This is a genomic window from Amycolatopsis sp. CFH S0740, assembly GCF_004522315.1.
Lineage (GTDB): Bacteria > Actinomycetota > Actinomycetes > Mycobacteriales > Pseudonocardiaceae > Amycolatopsis > Amycolatopsis nivea.
In genome coordinates this window covers 494,964-511,407 of record NZ_SDLS01000001.1, presented here as the reverse complement: position 1 = coordinate 511,407, position 16,444 = coordinate 494,964, and the positions used below count along the sequence as shown (strand labels likewise).

The following is a 16,444-nucleotide window of genomic DNA, read 5'->3' as shown; positions in this document are numbered from 1 at the left end:
CTTTCTGGTCAGTGTTCCGCGGGCGCCGGGAACTCCTTGCCCGCGCGGGGCATCTCGGCGGCGATGCCGGGGATTTCCCGGCCGGGCAGCAGGCTGTGCCAGTACAGCCACGAGAACATCAGCTTGCCGAGGTGGTTCAGCCGCGATTCGCGCAGCAGCGGAAGTCCGGCCGCCGCCGGGAAATGACCGGGCAGCGGTTCGGTGTCGTAGTTGAAGTCGATGAGCATCGCCTTGTGGAAACCGCTCTCGATGAAGCAGTTGGTGTGCCCGTCGAATCCGGGGTCGAGCGGACGGCCGGCGAGGTACCGTGCGACGTTGCGGGCCAGCACCGCGCCCTCGAAGTGGGTGACCGAACCGGCCTTGGACGCCGGCACCCCGGCGGCGTCGCCGAGCGCGAAGATGTTGCGGTACGCCGTGGACTGCAGCGTGTGCGGATCGACGGAAACGAAGCCGAACTCGTCACCCAAACCGGGTGATCGGTCCACATAGGACGCTCCGCTGTGCATCGGCACCACCACCGCGAGATCGAACGGGACCTCGCGGCCGTCGTAGGAGACCAGCCGACCGCCCGCGCCGTCGACCTCGCCGGTGTTGAACTCCGTCACCAGTTCGATGCTCTTGTCCTCCAGCAGACCGGCGAGCGTCTTCGCCGCCACCGGTTTGGTGAACGCGGAATCGAGCGGCGTGACATAGGTGATCCGCACTTCGTCGCGGATTTCCTGTTCGGTGAAGTACCAGTCGGCGAGGAAGCAGAATTCCAAGGGGGCGACCGGGCATTTGATCGGCAGGTCGATCACGTTCACCACGAGGCGCCCGCCGGTGAACTCGTCGAGCGCGGACGCGAGCGCCATCGCCCCGGCGTAGTCGTAGAAGGTGTGCACCCTCTCCCGCCAGCCCGGGCCGGTGAGTCCCTCGGTTTCCTCGGGCACGAGCCGGGCGCCGGTCGCGATCACGAGCGCGTCGTAGGCGAGCATCGTGCCGTCCGCCAGACGGACTCGCGCGGCTTCGGCGTCGACGTGGTCTACCGCGCTGCGGTGGTACTCGATTCCCCGGTGCAACTGCGCCGGGCGGGACCGGACGAGGTCCTCCGGCTGGGCGAGGCCGAACGGCACGAACAACAGGCCCGGCTGGTACACGTGGTCGTTGTCCTGGTCCACCACGGTGATCCGGACCTGGTCGCCCAGACCGCGCCGCAGCCGGTTCGCGGCCAGGGTGCCGCCCGTCCCGCCGCCGAGAATCACAATGTGCTTGGTCACCGCTCCAGTCTCGAAGCGGCCCGCCGGTCCGGTTAGGGTCTTCGGTCACCGGCGGGGGCGACCAAGGAGGGCCGGTTACCGCAGCGCGACAGTCAGCAACACGACCGCGTCTCCCAGCGCCTGCAGCCCGTGGCGTTCCGGCGGAACGACGGCCAGCTGCCCGCGTTCCAGCGTCCACTCCGCACCCTGGGTGTGCAGCCGCACGGTGCCTGCGACGACCTGGAGCGTGGCCGCGGGCGGCGAGTCGTGCTCGGCCAGCTCGGCGCCGTCCCCCAACGCGATCAGCGTCGCCCGCTGGGAGGTTCCGGACACCAGCGTCCGCGCGGCCCGCCGTGATCCGTGCGCGCCGGCTTCGACCTGCAATTCGGCGGCCACCGCGTCGATCGAAGACACTGCCGGGTGATCGGTCATCGCTTCTGCTCCCTCCTCGGCGGGCCCCCGCGGCGGAGCGTCACCGAGTACCGCGTGGGGCGGCGTTCTCGCTGAACTTACCCTGCCACGATGCCTGCGCACCGGAATCGCCGATGCGGTAGACGTCGTAAAGGGTCGCGCCGGCGACCAGGACCGCGACGACCGCGATCACCGTCGTGACCTTCGTCGAGGCGGGCGCCAGGTAAGTCTTGCGGCGCACGGCGGTGGCGACCGCGGCGTTGTCCTCGGCGGTCCCGACGTCGGTTTTGCCCGTCAGCAGGGCGCTTTCGCGCTGGCGCCACCACACCACCAGCGCGAGCACGGCGACCGGGATCGCGACCCAGAGCGCGGTGTCGCCCAGTTCGGTGTGGTCGCGCAGCAACTGAGTCCGCGGAACTCGCCGCTCGAGCCATTCGCCGGCGTTCGTGGTGATCGGAACCAGGATCAGCGCGATCACGGCCAGCACGGCGTTCGGCGCGGCGAGCTTTCCGCGTGCTTTCGGCCAGACGCTGCTCAGCACCAGCAGCAGTGCGCTCAACGGCAGCAGCACGACAATCGCGTGCACGAGCAGGATGTGGGCGGGCAGGCCGTTCACGGTCGTCATGATGTCCTTAATCCGGTGGAATTTCGCGATTCAGCGGGAACTCTGCGAAGGCACGCTCACGGCGGCACGGTGGAGACCGGTTCGCGCCGGACAGTCATCGGCCCCCGCCCGCCAGTCGCAGCGCCAGGGTCGGGCAGGCGGCGACCGCCTGGCGCGCGTCGGACAGCACCGGGCCCGGCACCGGCCGGTCGACCAGGATCGGGTAGCCCCACTCGTCGAGGTCGATCAGTTCGGGCAGCAGTTCGGCGCAGATTCCGTGGGCTCGGCAGGCGATCGGGTCGACCCGCAGCTGACGGGAGCGTCGTTCGGGCACGGTCACGTCCAATCGCCGCTTCGGTTGTTCCATCCCGGCAAGGGCAGCGCGGGGTGCGCCGCCCACGCGCACGGACGCCCGGCGAGGTGGGCTCGCAGGTCGTCAGCGAAACACCGCAGCGCGCTCGCGGCCAGCCGGACGGCGCCGTCGGGATGGGCGCACGCACCGCGCCCTGGAATGACCGAGAGCCGCGTGCGGAGCCGTTGCCCGGCCAGCGCCGCTGCCCGGCCGCCGAGCACCAGGGAGGTGAAATCGTCGGCGACGGCGGGGAGACCGAACATGCACGGACCGCATTGGCGGGCGGACTCCCCCGCCAGATAGCGCAGCACCCGAGCGGTTTCGGCGAGACCGCAGGCGCGCGCGGGCAGCACGGTCAGCGAGGCGACGCCGAGTGCCGCGCCCGCCGCGCGAAGGTCCTGATGGGACAGCCGGATGCCCGCCGCGGCGGGCGCGGGCAGCCAGGTGCCGCCGTATCCGCCGAACAGGATCGCCTGCGGTGTTCCGGCCGGGCCGCCCGCCTGGTCGAGCACCTCCGCGACCGGGGTGCCGAACGCGGTTTCGTACACCCCCGGCCGGGCGACTCCGCCGCCGGCGGTGACCAGTGTGGTGCCGGGCGAGTCCCGGGTGCCGCAGCCGCGGAACCACTCCGAGCCGTAGCGGGCGATCAGGGCGAGATGGGCGAGCGTTTCGACGTTGTCGACCAGGGTCGGCCGGCCGCGCACCCCGCGCTCGAAAGGACGGGGCGGTTTCGCGGTCGGCCGGGCGTCGCCGGTCTCCAGGAAGTTGACGAGCGCGGATTCCTCGCTCGCCACGTACCGGCCGGGCGCCTGGACCAGCCGGATCGGGATCTCTCCGCTCGGCCGCTCGGCCAGCGCACCGGCGACGGAGCCGGCGATCGGATCGGCGCGGTGCACGCACAGGATGATCTCCGTCGCGTCGGTCGCCGTCGCGGCCAGCACCGCCCCGTCGATGACCAGGTGCGGCGCGACGGTGAGCAGTGCTCGGTCCTTGCCGCTCGCCGGTTCGCCCTCGCAGCCGTTGGCCACGACGACCGGGCGGCGGCCGCGGGCGACGGCACGCAGCTTGCGGCCGGTGGGGAAACCCGCCCCGCCGCGCCCCCGCAGCCCCGAAGCGTCCACTGTGGACAGCAGCAGGGCCCTGCCGTTCCGTCCGGCGTAGCGTTCGACGGGCAGCGCGCCGTACCGGGCGCTGTGCTCGGCGAATCCGGCGGACTGCCGGGCTTCCAGCCAGCCCGCGAGAAGACGGCGCGGGCGGGCCGGATCAGGCGGAAGCAGCTCGCTGGCCGCCCGGGGACGGCGAGCGGTCGTCATCACAGGCCTCCCAGGGTGCCGCGCCGCGCCTCGGTGTCGGGATGCCGCACCGTCGCGCGCCACCCCACGGCCGCCGCGGCGGCGAGCACGCAGGCCACCAGCAGCACCCGGACCCAGCCCAGCCGGGAGTCGGCGCCGCCGATCTCGAAGCCGTGCACCACGGCCGCGGGCCAGGAGAGATACGCGGCCCAGTGCACGGCTTTCCAGACCTTGGCGTTGATCCGGGGACGGAGCAGGCTGGACACGACCACAGCGACGAGCAGATCGAACGCGACGGCTCCGATGCCGAGCGACACCGGGTGGTACGCCGAGACGAACGGGACCACCACGCTGATCCACCGGATGCCCGCGTACGTGTCGATGATCGCGGTCGCGATGTGGACGGCCAAGAAGGCAAGCGTGATCAGGGACAGATTCCGGTGGAAGGCGGCGACGGCGAACCTCGGCCACCTCGGCGACGCGAGCCGGGCGCTGGAGATCGCGCCGAGGACCACCACGGCCGTGAACAGCACCAATGCGGCCAGTCCTGTCGCCCGGCTGACGTACCACAACGCGCTCATGCCGGCGCCTCTTCCGGCCATCCGGCGACGCGGACGACGCGCCCGTCCGAGGCGACCAGGCGAGCGGGCAGCCGGCGTTCCGCGAGCCACGCCGGAGCGAGTTCGCCGAGCACGACGGCCGCGGTGCTGGCCGTGTTGGCGTCCGCGCACGTGGCCGCCGCGACGGTCACAGTCCGCCAGCAGGGATCCGGGATGTCCCCGGTGCGCGGATCGACGATGTGGTGCACCGTCCGCCCGGCTCGCCGCCAGGTGCGGCACACCGTGCTGGACGTGGCCAGTCCGCCGCTGGCCACGGCGATCACCGGGTCGCGGAGAGGATCCGCCGCGGCGTGGTCCTCGCCGACCACCACCGGCCATCCCCCGGCCGGTGCGCGTCCCGCGACAGCGACGTCGCCGCCGAGCCCGACCAGCACGCCGCAGCCGAGTTCGCGCGCGAGCACGGTGCTGGCATGGTCGGCTGCCCAGGCCTTCCCGGTAGCTCCCAGGTCCAGCCGCACGCCGCGCGGGACGACGACCTCGCGCCGGGGCCAGTCGGCGGTGATCCGCCACCAGCCCGGAGCCTCGCCCGCCGGCTTGACCGGTGCCGCGAGATCGCGATCGATCGCGGAGAAGTCCCGGTCGTAGCCGAGGTCGCACACGGCTTGGCCGACGGTCGGATCGACCAGCCCGCCGGTCGCCTCGGCGGCCCGCAACGCGACCTGCAGCGCTTCGGCCAGCAAGGGGCTGACCCGCACGGGAGAACCGGCGTGGCGGTGCAGCTCGGCGATCTCCGAATCGTCGCGAAACCGGCTGCACGTCTCGTCGACGGCACGCAGTTCGGTCCGGAGCAGGTCTGTCGCGATCGGGAGGCGGTCCGGCTCGGTGACCACCAGTTCGGCCGTGGTGCCCAGCGCGCGGAACCGGATGCTCGCGAACGGTTCGGCGGCCGTGGTCATGAGCCGCCCGAGCGCGCGGCACTGTGGTGCCGGCGACCGACGACCGGCGGCTGCGCGGGCGGGCTGACCGCCGGAGGCGCGCTGCTCTCCGGGATGCTGTCCGGGGTGCTGTCCGCGGAGGTCTGCGGCGGCGGGATCGCGGACGGCGAGGAGGTCACCGGCGGAGAAGCCGGTGCGGTGGTGTCCGCCGTCGCTTGCTGGGCGAGCGTCACGCCGAAGACCGTGGCCAGCGCCGCGCCGCCGAGACCCGCCGTCCACGTCGCCGTCGAGACGCTGCGGCGGCCGCGGGCACGGGCCCGGACGCGTTGCCGGTGATTCACGCGGGTCTCCTTCGGGCCGGGGAGGTCTGCTGCCCAGTTTCGACGGGAGTCCTGGGGAAAATCTGGGAATCCGGGCCGCGGATGCCGCGGGCCGCGCGGGCAGGCACGATTGCGGGATGGACACTGCGCACCGCGGCTCCGGCCGGGTCCTGCTGGTCGAGGACAACGCCGAACTGGCCGAGCTCCTGACCGAACTGCTGTCCGACGAGGGCTACGAGGTCGAAACCGCCGCGGACGGGCAACGCGGCCTGCACCTCGGCCTGGTGCGGCAGTACGACGTGGTGATCCTGGACCGGGGCCTGCCCGCGCTCGACGGCCTCGACGTTCTCGCCCGGCTGCGCGGCAAAGGCGTCACGACGCCGGTGCTGGTGCTTTCCGCGCTCGGCAACCCCGCGGACCGCGTCGCGGGCCTGGACGCCGGAGCCGAGGACTATCTGCCCAAACCGTTCGACGTGGACGAACTGCTCGCCAGGCTGCGCGCGCTGCGCCGCCGCCACCTCGACGTCGCCCGGGTGCTGCCGGTCGGCACGATGCGGCTGAACCTGGACACCCGCCAGGTCGAGCCAGGCCCCGGGGCGGGCGAGCCGGTCCGGCTGTCCGAACGGGAATGCGCGCTGCTGGCGACGCTCGCGGGCAGGCCCTCCCGGGTCTTCACCCGGCGGGATCTGCTCAGCCTGGCCTTCCCGGAGGCCGACAGCGAGGCCGTCGTCGACACCTACGTGTCGTACCTGCGCCGAAAGCTCGGGCGGCCGGTCATCGCGACGGTCCACGGGCGCGGATACCAGCTGGGCGCGCCGTGAGCCGCCCGCCGGCTTCGACCGAAGCGAGGCTGCTGCGACGCGCGACCTGGCGACTGGGCTTGCAGGTCGGGCTGTCCGTCGCCGCGATTGTCGTGCTGCTGTCCGGCCTCGCGGTGTTGATGGTGCTGCGAAGCCAGCAAACCGGCGTGGCCACCCTGCTGCAGCAGGCCGCCTCGCAGGCCGACGATGTGCAGGACCCGCCCGCCGGGGTCTGGCTCGCCATCCAGGGACCCGGCGGCCTGACGGCGACGCCCGGCGTACCGGCCGTCCTGCCCGATCGGGCGGCGCTGGCGAACGTCGCGAAGACCGGGACCGCGCAAACCGACGAGGTCCGCGGCGAGCGAGCCGGCTACGAGGTCTACACCGAGCAGCGCGGCACGCAGACCGTGCAAGCGGCGCTGGACCTGCGGGCGAACAACGACGAACGCGAGCGGTTGCTCGCCGCCATGCTCTTCAGCGGCGGAGTGGGGCTGCTGCTGGCAGTAGGCGCGGGTGTGTGGTTCGGGCGGCGCGCGGTCGCGCCGCTGGCCACCGCGCTGGGCATGCAACGACGGTTCGTCGCCGACGCGAGCCACGAACTCCGCACCCCGTTGACCCTGCTGTCCACGCGCGTCCAGGTACTGCGCCGGCACCTGCGGCGCGGCGACTCCCGAGAACGGCTGACCGCCGAAATCGACGGGGTGGTCGCCGACGCCGGGCACCTCACCGACATCCTCGAAGACCTTCTGCTGGCCGCCGACGTCCGCGCGGACGGACTCACCGCGACCCTCGATCTCGTGGAACTCGCCGCCCGGGCGGCCGCCGCCGGAACCCCGGCCGCGGCCGAGCGCTCGATCGTCATCGAGGCGCGTCCGACGGTGCCGACGCTGCTCGTGCGCGGCACTCAGGGCGGCCTCCTCCGCGCCGTGACCGCGTTGGTCGACAACGCCGTGACCCACGCCCGTTCGGCGGTCACCATCACGACGAAGCAAACCGGAACCACCGGCGTCGTCGAGGTTTCCGACGACGGGCCCGGCATCGACCCCGCGGTCCTGCCGGGATTGTTCGAGCGATTCTCGTCCGCTCGCCCCGAATCCTCGCCGCGCCGCCACTACGGCCTCGGGCTGGCCCTGGTGAGCGAAATCGCCGACCGGCACGGCGGCCACATCACGGCCGGAAGCAACCCCGGCGGCGGCGCGCTGCTGACCTTGACCCTGCCGCTGGCCGGACGCGATTCCCGCGCCTCGCCCGGCTGATCAGCCGATTCTGAGCGGGGAGCCGGCGGCAGCGAAGCCGCGGCCCGTCCTCGTTGCGGCAGAACGTCTTCCGCGGTCGACGACGGGCAATGAGGTCCACCCCGTCCGGCACCGAGATGCCTCCGCTGAGGATCTCGACCGCTGGCCGACCGGATGCTCATCGGCGACGCCAGCAGCGACAGCGGCCACCGGCGCTGCCCTTCGTCCTCCGCAGCGAGGACATTGCGCCCTGCCGTTCCCCCGGCGGCAAGAAGAAGAATTGAAAGCGCGAGAGCCGCGAGCGGGCCAACCCCGACGATTCGGCAGCAGCGCTCTCGCCTCGAGCGGTGGCGGCGGCATGGGGCTCTTCCCCTCGTCCCCGGCCCCTCCGCTGCCGCCGCTCCCTGCGGAGAACACCGTCACGGCCGTCCGTTCCGCTTGCGCAGCAGCCAATCGATGGCGGGCACAAGAGACTCTTCCCGCGGAATCGTGGTGGATTCCCGACAGGACTGCGCGTACGCGCGCATGGCGGCCCGCAGAGGCCGAAGGTCACTTCGACCCGTGACGAACGCCCGGTGAACGGTCCGCCTCCTTCGCCGAAGCTGAATGGCGTACGGCCGGCACCAGGGTGGTGTCGCAGCGGGACAGTCCCGCCGAGCCGACCGCCCGAAGGAGTCGCATTGCCCACACGACCAGTGCCGGCCAACGACCGCGTTCCCGGGCACGGACCGCTGCTCGGCGTGCGGCGGCTGCTGACCAAGGAGACCGTCGGCGACCACGGGCGCACCCTGCACCAGATCGACGCGAACGCGTGGGAGTCGTTCTACCGCGACCGGTGGAGCTACGACCGCGTCGTGCGTTCGACGCACGGGGTGAACTGCACCGGTTCGTGCTCGTGGAACGTTTTCGTCAAGGACGGCCTGATCACCTGGGAGCACCAGGCGACCGACTACCCGGGCACCGGGCCGGACAGCCCCGACTACGAGCCGCGCGGCTGTCCCCGGGGTGCGTCGTTCTCCTGGTACGAGTACTCGCCGTCGCGGGTGCGCCATCCGTACGTGCGGGGTTCGCTGCTCACGATGTTCCGGGCCGGGCTCAGGCGGTTCGGCGACCCGGTCGCGGCCTGGGCGGACATTGTCGAGGACCCGCGCAAAGCCAAGGCCTACAAGGAACAGCGCGGCCGCGGCGGGTTTGTCCGCGCCACCTTCGACGAGGCGACGACGATGATCGCCGCCGCACACGTCTACACCACCAAGACCTTCGGGCCCGACCGCGTGGTCGGGTTCTCGCCGATCCCGGCGATGTCGATGGCGTCCTTCGCCGCGGGCACCCGCTACCACGCGCTGCTCGGTGCCACGCTGCTGTCGTTCTACGACTGGTACGCCGACCTGCCGGTCGCTTCGCCGCAGGTGTGGGGCGACCAGACCGACGTGCCCGAGGCGGGCGACTGGTGGAACTCCACCTACCTGGTCATGTGGGGCTCCAACATCCCGGTCACCCGCACCCCGGACGCGCATTTCCTCGCCGAGGCGCGCTACCGCGGCGCGAAGGTGGTCGCGGTCAGCCCGGACTATGCCGACAACGTCAAGTTCGCCGACGACTGGCTGGCTCCGCACCCGGGCACGGACGGGGCGCTGGCGATGGCCATGGGGCACGTCGTCCTCACCGAGTTCTTCCGCGACCGCCAGGTGCCCTACTTCGCCGACTACGTGCGGTCCAACACCGACCTGCCGTTCCTCGTGACGCTGCGGGAACGCGAGCCCGGCGTCTACGCCACCGACCGCTTCCTCACCGCCGCCGATCTCGGCGACGACGGCGAAGGAGCGCGGCACAAGACCGTCCTGCTCGACGACGCCACCGGAAACCCCCTGGTGCCCAACGGATCCCTGGGTTTCCGTTACGGCGCCGAGGGCGAAGGCCGCTGGAACCTCGACCTCGGCGACGTCGTGCCCGCGCTCGGCGTGCTCGGCCACGCCAGCGGCCAGGTCGCCGTCGACCTCGCCCGGTTCGACATCGGCGAGACCGAGGGCGGCGCCACCATGCGGCGCGGCGTGCCCGTCGTGCGGGTCGGAGAACACCTCGTCACCAGCGTCTTCGACCTGCTCATGGCCCAGTACGGCGTCCAGCGCGGCGACCTGCCGGGCGAGTGGCCCACCGGGTACGACGACGCCGACGCCCCGCACACCCCGGCCTGGCAAGAGCGGATCACCGGCGTGCCGGCGGCGCTGGCCGCCCGGATCGGGCGCGAACTGGCGCGCAACGCCGAACGCAGCCACGGCCGGTCGATGATCGCGCTCGGCGCGGGCGCGAACCAGTGGTTCCACTCGGACATGACCTACCGCGCGCTGATCGCACTGGTCACCCTCACCGGCTGCCAGGGCGTCAACGGCGGCGGCTGGGCGCACTACGTCGGGCAGGAGAAGGCCCGGCCGCTCACCGGGCAGCAGCACCTGAGCTTCGCCTTCGACTGGCAGCGCCCGATGCGCCACCAGGCCGCCACGCCGTTCTGGTACCTGCACACCGACCAGTGGCGCTACGAGAAGGTGCCCGCCGACGAGCTGGCTTCCCCGCTCGGCGAGGGCAGGCTGGCCGGGATGGCCTTCGCCGACACGGTCGCGGCCGCGCAGCGGATGGGCTGGTCGCCCGGCCACCCCGCGTTCGACCGCAACCCGCTCGACCTCGCCGACGAGGCCGCGGCCGCCGGAGTCAGCGCGGCCGAGCACATCGTCGGCGAACTGCGGGCGGGGCGGCTGCACGCGGTCGCCGACGACCCCGACGACCCGGCGAACTTCCCGCGCTGCCTGACCCTGTGGCGGGCCAACCTGCTCGGCTCCTCGGGCAAGGGCAACGAGTTCTTCCTCAAGCACCTGCTCGGCGTGGATTCCCTCGCCTCGGCCGACGAATGCGGCACGGACGAACGCCCGCGCGACGTGAAGTGGCGGGACGACGCGCCGACCGGCAAGCTCGACCTGCTCACCACGGTCGACTTCCGGATGACCAACACCGGCCTGCACTCCGACCTCGTGCTGCCCGCCGCGACCTGGTACGAGAAGCACGACATCTCCACCACCGACATGCACCCCTTCGTGCACGCCTTCTCCCCCGCGGTCGAGCCGCCCGGGGAGGTGCGCACCGACTACGACGCGTTCCTCGCACTGGCGGACAAGGTCAGCGAGCTCGCGGTCGCCCATCTCGGCACTCGCCGCGACGTGCTGGCCGCGCCGCTGCAGCACGACACTCCCGACGAACTGGCCACGCCGTCCGGGCGGGTCCGGGACTGGGGCCGCGGCGAATGCGAGCCAGTGCCGGGCGTGACGATGCCGAAGCTGATCGAAATCGAGCGCGACTACACGCTGCTCGGTGCCAAGATGCGCGCGGTCGGCCCGCTGCTGGACAAACTCGGCACCACCACCAAGGGCATCACCGTCGACGTCGCGCCGGAACTGGAATACCTGCGCCGCCGCAACGGCGTCATCGCCGACGGCCCGCTCGCCGGGCGGCCGTCGCTGTCCACAGCGGACCGGATGTGCGAGGCGATCCTCGCGCTCTCCGGCACGACCAACGGCCGCGTCGCCCACGAAGGCTTCCTGAAGCTGGAAAAGCAGACCGGGCAGCAGTTCACCGACCTGGTCGAGGGCCACGAAACCGAGCACGTCACCTACGCGGCCACGCAACAGGCCCCGCAGCCGGTGATCACGAGCCCGGAATGGTCCGGTTCGGAAAAGGGCGGCCGCCGCTATTCGCCGTTCACCATCAACGTCGAGCGCCGCAAGCCGTGGCACACGCTCACCGGACGGCAGCAGTTCTTCGTCGAACACGACTGGGTCGCCGAACTGGGCGAGCATCTGCCCGGCTACCGGCCGCCGCTCAACATGGCGCGGCACTTCGGGAAGCCCGGCGACCTCGCCGACGGCGGCGTCACCGTCCGGTTCCTGACCCCGCACGCGAAATGGTCGATCCACTCGATGTACCACGACAACGAGCTGATGCTCGCGCTGTCGCGCGGCGGGCCGGTGCTGTGGATGAGCGTCGAGGACGCCGCGAAGATCGGCGTCGCCGACAACGACTGGGTCGAGGCGGTCAACCGCAACGGCGTGATCGTCGCCAGGGCCGTGGTCAGCCACCGGATGCCCGAGGGCACGGTGTTCCAGTACCACTCCCCCGAACGGACGGTGAACGTCCCGAAGACCGAAAAAGGCGGCCGCGGCAAGGGAAAGCGCGGCGGCTACCACAACTCGATGACCCGGTTGCTGGTCAAGCCCACGCATCTCGCGGGCGGGCACGCCCAGCTGACCTATGCCTTCAACTACTACGGACCGATCGGCAGCCAGCGCGACGAGATCACCGTCGTGCGGCGGCGCAGCCAGGAAGTGGAGTACTGACATGCGCATCCGCGCTCAAGTGGCGATGGTGATGAACCTCGACAAGTGCATCGGGTGCCACACCTGCTCGGTCACCTGCAAGCAGACCTGGACCAATCGCGAGGGCACCGAGTACGTCTGGTTCAACAACGTCGAGACCAAACCCGGCATCGGCTACCCGAAGCACTACGAGGACCAGGAACGCTGGAAAGGCGGCTGGAAGCTCGACGCCAAGGGCAGGCTGGTCCTCCGCTCCGGCGGCCGGGCGAAGCGGCTGTCGCGGATCTTCGCCAACCCGGACCTGCCGTCGCTCGAGGACTATTACGAACCCGCCACCTTCGACAAGGACATCCTCCTCGACGCGCCGGCCGGGTCGGCCGACACGCCGGTCAAGCAGCCGCGTTCGGCGCTCACCGGCGAGCCCATGCGCCTGGAGTGGGGCGCCAACTGGGAGGACGGTCTCGGCGGCGCGCCCGAACGGGCCGGAACCGACCCGAACATCGCGGCCATGGACCCCGAGGCCGCCGCGCGGGTGAAGTTCGAGTTCGAGAAGACGTTCATGTTCCACCTGCCGCGGATCTGCGAGCACTGCCTGAACCCGGCGTGCGTTTCCGCCTGTCCCTCGGGCGCGATGTACAAGCGCGAGGAGGACGGGATCGTCCTGGTCGACCAGGACCGGTGCCGCGGCTGGCGGATGTGCGTGAGCGCGTGCCCGTACAAGAAGGTCTACGTCAACCACGCCACCGGCAAAGCGGAGAAGTGCACCTTCTGCTTCCCGCGGATCGAAGCGGGCCAGCCGACCATCTGCTCCGAAACCTGCGTCGGCAGGCTGCGGTATCTCGGGCTGGTCTTCTACGACGAGGACGCGGTACTGGCCGCGGCCTCGGTGGAGGACGAGCACGAGCTGCTCGCCGCGCAGCGGGCGGCGTTCCTCGATCCGCACGACCCCGAAACGGTGCGGCTGGCGTATGAAGCGGGCCTGCCGGAGGAATGGGTGCTCGCCGCGCAGGCGTCGCCGGTGTGGCGGCTGATCAGCGAGTACCGGATCGCGTTGCCGCTGCATCCGGAGTACCGCACGCTGCCGATGGTCTGGTACGTGCCGCCGCTGTCCCCGGTGCTCGACGCGGTCGGGGCCGCCGGACGCGACGACACCGACGCCGACGACGTTTTCCACACCATCCGCGACCTCCGGATCCCGGTGGAGTACCTGGCGGAGCTGTTCACCGCAGGCGACTCCGAGGCGGTGGCCGGAGTGCTGATGAAGCTCGCCGCAATGCGCTCCTACATGCGGGCACGCACCCTCGACGGCACTGTTGCCGAGGAACTGTGCGAGGCCGTGGGAATGCCGGGCGAGCAGATCGAAGCGATGTACCGGCTCCTGGCCATCGCCAAGTACGACGAGCGCTACGTCGTGCCCGCGGCCTACGACAAGGACGCCGCGGCCCTCGAAGCGCAGGCAGCGTCCACTTCGGACTGCTCGCTCGACTGCACGGGCGGGCCGGGGATGACCGAACCGGCAGCCACCGCCGAGCGATTCCACCTCGTGTCCGAAGACGAGCGAGTCCGTCCAGGGCGCCGCGGCCTCCTCAGCCGTCGCTCCGACGGCAGGCTCGGGCTGACCATCGACCCGGCGGGAGGCACGGCATGACGGTCGATCCGGCGGACCGGACCCGGTTGTTCGACCTCGCCTCGGTCCTGCTCGCCTATCCCGACGCCCGGCTGTTCTCCGCGGCGGACGAACTCCGCGAGACGGTCGAGGCGCTCGCCCACCCCGAGGTCCGCGACCGGCTGGCGGAGTTTCTCGACTGGCTGCTCACCACCGAGTCGCTCGCCGTCGAGACCCATTACGTGCGCACATTCGACCTGCGTCGGCGCAGCGGGCTGTACCTGACCTACTACCTGCACGGCGACACCCGCAAGCGCGGCATCGCTTTGCTCACGCTGAAACAGCGCTACCGCGCGCACGGCCTGCGCCTGGCCGAGGGCGAACTGCCCGACCTGCTGCCGGTGGTGCTGGAATTCGCCGCCGCCGCGGGTCCCGGCGACGGCGAGGCCCCGCTGCGCCAGCACCGCCGCGGCCTGGAATTGCTGCGCTGCGCGCTCGAAGAGGCCGGTTCGCCGTATCGGCACGTCCTCGACGCCGTCGTCGCCGCGCTGCCGCCGCTGACTCCGGACGACCGGGCAGCGGTCGCCGCACTAGCCGTCGACGGCCCGCCGGTGGAATCGGTCGGGCTGGCGGCTTACGGAGCCGACGTCGACGCGATCGGCTTCGGCCCCGAACTCACCTCTGGCTCGTGTCCTTCCCTGGAGAGTGCCCCGTGACCACCTTCGTCTGGATCGTGCTGCCCTACGCCTGCCTGGCGGTGTTCGTGCTCGGCCACGTCTGGCGGTGGCGCCACGACCAGTTCGGCTGGACGACGCACACCAGCCAGTTGCTGGAGAGCCGCATTCTGCGGTGGGCCTCTCCGCTGTTTCACCTCGGCGCGTTCGGCGTGATCGTGGGACACGCGGGCGGCCTGCTGGTGCCGTCGTCGCTGACGAGCGCGATCGGTGTCCCCGAAGGGCTGTACCACGCCGTCGCGGTGTGGGGCGGCACGCTCTCCGGGCTCGTGCTGGTCGCCGGGCTGGTGCTGCTGATCGCGCGCCGCGTGGTCAACGGCCGGGTGCGCCGCGCCACGACCACAATGGACAAAGTCCTCTACGTCGCGCTCGCCGCGATGGTGGCGCTCGGCATGACGGCCACGGTCGGCGTCAACCTGTTCGGACACGGCTACGACTACCGCGAGACCATCGCCGTCTGGTTCCGCGGCATCTTCTGGTTCTCCCCGCAGAGCCAGCTGATGATCGACGCCCCGCTGGTCTACCAGCTGCACGCGGTCGGCGGATTCCTTTTGCTCGCGCTGTGGCCGTTCACGCGGCTGGTGCACGTGTGGTCGGCGCCGCTGGCCTACCTGTGGCGGCCGTACGTCGTCTACCGCGCCCGTCGCGGCGCGCCGCCCGCACCGCAACCGGCTCCGGCCGTCGTGCGAGACCGGGCGACCGGAGAGAGGCAAACCCTTGCCTGAACCGACGGTCGCCGATGTGGTCGTCCGGCTGCCGAAAACCTTGCCCGCCAAGGCTTCCGTCGCCGAAGCCAGGGCTTGTTTCGCCGACGACCACGTCCACATGCTCCTGTTCACCGAGTCCGGCCGGCTCCTGGGCACGCTCGTTCGCGAAGACCTGGACGAAACCGCATCCGGCCCCGCCCTGCGGTACGTCCGGCTGACGGGCCGGACCGTCTCCGCCGACCTGCCCGCCGAGGACGCGCGCCAGCTCCTGCTCCGTCGCGGGCAGCGGAGACTCGCCGTCGTCGACCACGACGGCGCACTGCTCGGACTGCTGTGCCTCAAACGCCACCGCACCGGATTCTGCAGCGACGCCGACGTCGCCGCGCGGGCCGCGGAGCCTCTGCGGTGACCGCACCGACGACGCGCCGCAAGGCTCCCGTCGTTCCGCCGCAGCACGGAGCCTGGGGATTTCTCGGCCTGCCGCTTCTGCTCGGCGCCGCGGCAGGCGGCTGGTCCGCCTGGCTGATCCCGTTCGCGGTGGCCTGGGTGTCCGCCCATCCGGCGGGCTGGGCCGTGACCGGGCTGCTCACCGCACGACGGCCCAGCCGGTTCCGCCGGGCCGCGCTGCTGTGGATTCCGGTGTGCGTAACAGCGGGCGCGGTCGTGCTCAGCGCGCGTCCCTGGCTGATCTGGGTACTGCTCGGCTATCTGGCGCTGTTCGGGGTCAATCTCGGGTTCGCGCGAGCACGCCGCGAACGGTCGATGGCCAATGATCTTGTCCTGATCGCCGAGTGCGCGCTGCTGGTTCCGGTCGTGGCCGGAGTGGCCGCCGGGAGCCAGCCCTGGGCAGCCATGACCGCCGCGCCGGTGCTCGCCGCCGCGGCGCTCACCGCCGTCGCGCTCATCGGCTCCACGCTGCACGTGAAGTCGCTGATCCGCGAGCGCGCCAATCCCGCGTATACCGCTGCGGCGCGGGCTTTCTCGCTCGCCGCCGTCGTCGCGACGCTCGCGCTCGCGATAGCCGCCGGCTGGTGGTGGCCGGTGGCCGCGTTCGTGCTGCTCGCCGCTCGCGCCGCCTGGTGGCACGACCCGTCGTGGCGGCCGTCGCGGATCGGGATGGTCGAGCTCGCCGGACTGGTTTCCGTTGCCACTGCGGGATTTCTCACCTTCTAGTCCGGAGTGGACGGTGAGGACCTTCGGCCCCCGCCCGGGGAAATTCGGCTCTGCTGCCGATCCCCGCCGGAGCCGGAAACTGGACGGGCCCTCGCCGACCGGCGGGCGCTCGCACGACA

At 71.7% G+C, this 16,444-nt stretch carries 16 protein-coding genes; 8 read left to right on the top strand and 8 right to left on the bottom strand.

From position 1 onward, the window contains the following. Window positions 1-8: 8 nt before the first annotated feature. The 8 genes from EIZ45_RS02490 to EIZ45_RS02455 form a co-directional block, all read right to left on the bottom strand. On the bottom strand, window positions 9-1,256 hold the full coding sequence (locus tag EIZ45_RS02490) for an NAD(P)/FAD-dependent oxidoreductase (protein WP_134661451.1): 1,248 nt from the start codon (window positions 1,254-1,256) through the stop codon (window positions 9-11). Window positions 1,257-1,331: 75 nt separating this feature from the next. Further along, complete coding sequence (locus tag EIZ45_RS02485; protein ID WP_037806023.1) at window positions 1,332-1,667, bottom strand: hypothetical protein; 336 nt, start codon at window positions 1,665-1,667, stop codon at window positions 1,332-1,334. Window positions 1,668-1,707: 40 nt separating this feature from the next. Beyond that, window positions 1,708-2,271 carry a DUF2231 domain-containing protein gene (locus EIZ45_RS02480; RefSeq protein ID WP_037806022.1) on the bottom strand — a complete coding sequence of 188 codons (564 nt, stop codon included), beginning with the start codon at window positions 2,269-2,271 and terminating at the stop codon, window positions 1,708-1,710. Between the two features lie 94 nt (window positions 2,272-2,365). Further along, a complete protein-coding gene (locus EIZ45_RS02475) occupies window positions 2,366-2,617 on the bottom strand; it encodes a ferredoxin (RefSeq protein WP_134661452.1) in 252 nt (83 codons plus the stop codon). Further along, complete coding sequence (locus EIZ45_RS02470; protein WP_134661453.1) at window positions 2,587-3,915, bottom strand: NADH-ubiquinone oxidoreductase-F iron-sulfur binding region domain-containing protein; 1,329 nt, start codon at window positions 3,913-3,915, stop codon at window positions 2,587-2,589. Before EIZ45_RS02470 ends, EIZ45_RS02475 begins: the two co-directional genes overlap by 31 nt. Then, window positions 3,915-4,475, bottom strand: a complete 561-nt coding sequence (locus EIZ45_RS02465) for a ferric reductase-like transmembrane domain-containing protein (RefSeq protein ID WP_134661454.1) — start codon at window positions 4,473-4,475, stop codon at window positions 3,915-3,917. Before EIZ45_RS02465 ends, EIZ45_RS02470 begins: the two co-directional genes overlap by 1 nt. Then, window positions 4,472-5,410: an FAD:protein FMN transferase gene (locus tag EIZ45_RS02460; RefSeq protein ID WP_134661455.1), complete on the bottom strand. Its 939-nt coding sequence runs from the start codon at window positions 5,408-5,410 to the stop codon at window positions 4,472-4,474. The genes EIZ45_RS02465 and EIZ45_RS02460 overlap by 4 nt, the downstream gene beginning before the upstream one ends. Beyond that, a complete protein-coding gene (locus tag EIZ45_RS02455) occupies window positions 5,407-5,730 on the bottom strand; it encodes a hypothetical protein (protein ID WP_134661456.1) in 324 nt (107 codons plus the stop codon). Before EIZ45_RS02455 ends, EIZ45_RS02460 begins: the two co-directional genes overlap by 4 nt. A gap of 116 nt (window positions 5,731-5,846) precedes the next feature. On the opposite strand from EIZ45_RS02455, the gene EIZ45_RS02450 reads away from it, so the two are divergent. The 8 genes from EIZ45_RS02450 (at window position 5,847) to EIZ45_RS02415 (ending at window position 16,325) form a co-directional block, all read left to right on the top strand. After that, on the top strand, window positions 5,847-6,530 hold the full coding sequence (locus tag EIZ45_RS02450; RefSeq protein WP_134661457.1) for a response regulator transcription factor: 684 nt from the start codon (window positions 5,847-5,849) through the stop codon (window positions 6,528-6,530). Next, the gene (locus EIZ45_RS02445) at window positions 6,527-7,765 is read left to right on the top strand and encodes a cell wall metabolism sensor histidine kinase WalK (protein WP_134661458.1); all 1,239 of its coding nucleotides are present in this window, start codon (window positions 6,527-6,529) and stop codon (window positions 7,763-7,765) included. Before EIZ45_RS02450 ends, EIZ45_RS02445 begins: the two co-directional genes overlap by 4 nt. A gap of 659 nt (window positions 7,766-8,424) precedes the next feature. Then, window positions 8,425-12,126, top strand: coding sequence for a nitrate reductase subunit alpha (locus EIZ45_RS02440; protein ID WP_134661459.1), 3,702 nt, complete (start codon window positions 8,425-8,427; stop codon window positions 12,124-12,126). Window position 12,127: 1 nt separating this feature from the next. After that, complete coding sequence (gene narH / locus EIZ45_RS02435) at window positions 12,128-13,753, top strand: nitrate reductase subunit beta (RefSeq protein ID WP_134661460.1); 1,626 nt, start codon at window positions 12,128-12,130, stop codon at window positions 13,751-13,753. Next, window positions 13,750-14,427 (top strand): nitrate reductase molybdenum cofactor assembly chaperone, encoded by a 678-nt coding sequence (gene narJ, locus EIZ45_RS02430; protein ID WP_134661461.1) that lies wholly within the window; start codon window positions 13,750-13,752, stop codon window positions 14,425-14,427. The genes narH and narJ overlap by 4 nt, the downstream gene beginning before the upstream one ends. Next, a complete protein-coding gene (gene narI / locus EIZ45_RS02425) occupies window positions 14,424-15,170 on the top strand; it encodes a respiratory nitrate reductase subunit gamma (RefSeq protein ID WP_134661462.1) in 747 nt (248 codons plus the stop codon). The genes narJ and narI overlap by 4 nt, the downstream gene beginning before the upstream one ends. Continuing rightward, window positions 15,163-15,561: a CBS domain-containing protein gene (locus EIZ45_RS02420; RefSeq protein ID WP_037806013.1), complete on the top strand. Its 399-nt coding sequence runs from the start codon at window positions 15,163-15,165 to the stop codon at window positions 15,559-15,561. The genes narI and EIZ45_RS02420 overlap by 8 nt, the downstream gene beginning before the upstream one ends. Continuing rightward, on the top strand, window positions 15,558-16,325 hold the full coding sequence (locus EIZ45_RS02415; RefSeq protein ID WP_167756318.1) for a YwiC-like family protein: 768 nt from the start codon (window positions 15,558-15,560) through the stop codon (window positions 16,323-16,325). Before EIZ45_RS02420 ends, EIZ45_RS02415 begins: the two co-directional genes overlap by 4 nt. Window positions 16,326-16,444: the final 119 nt, after the last annotated feature.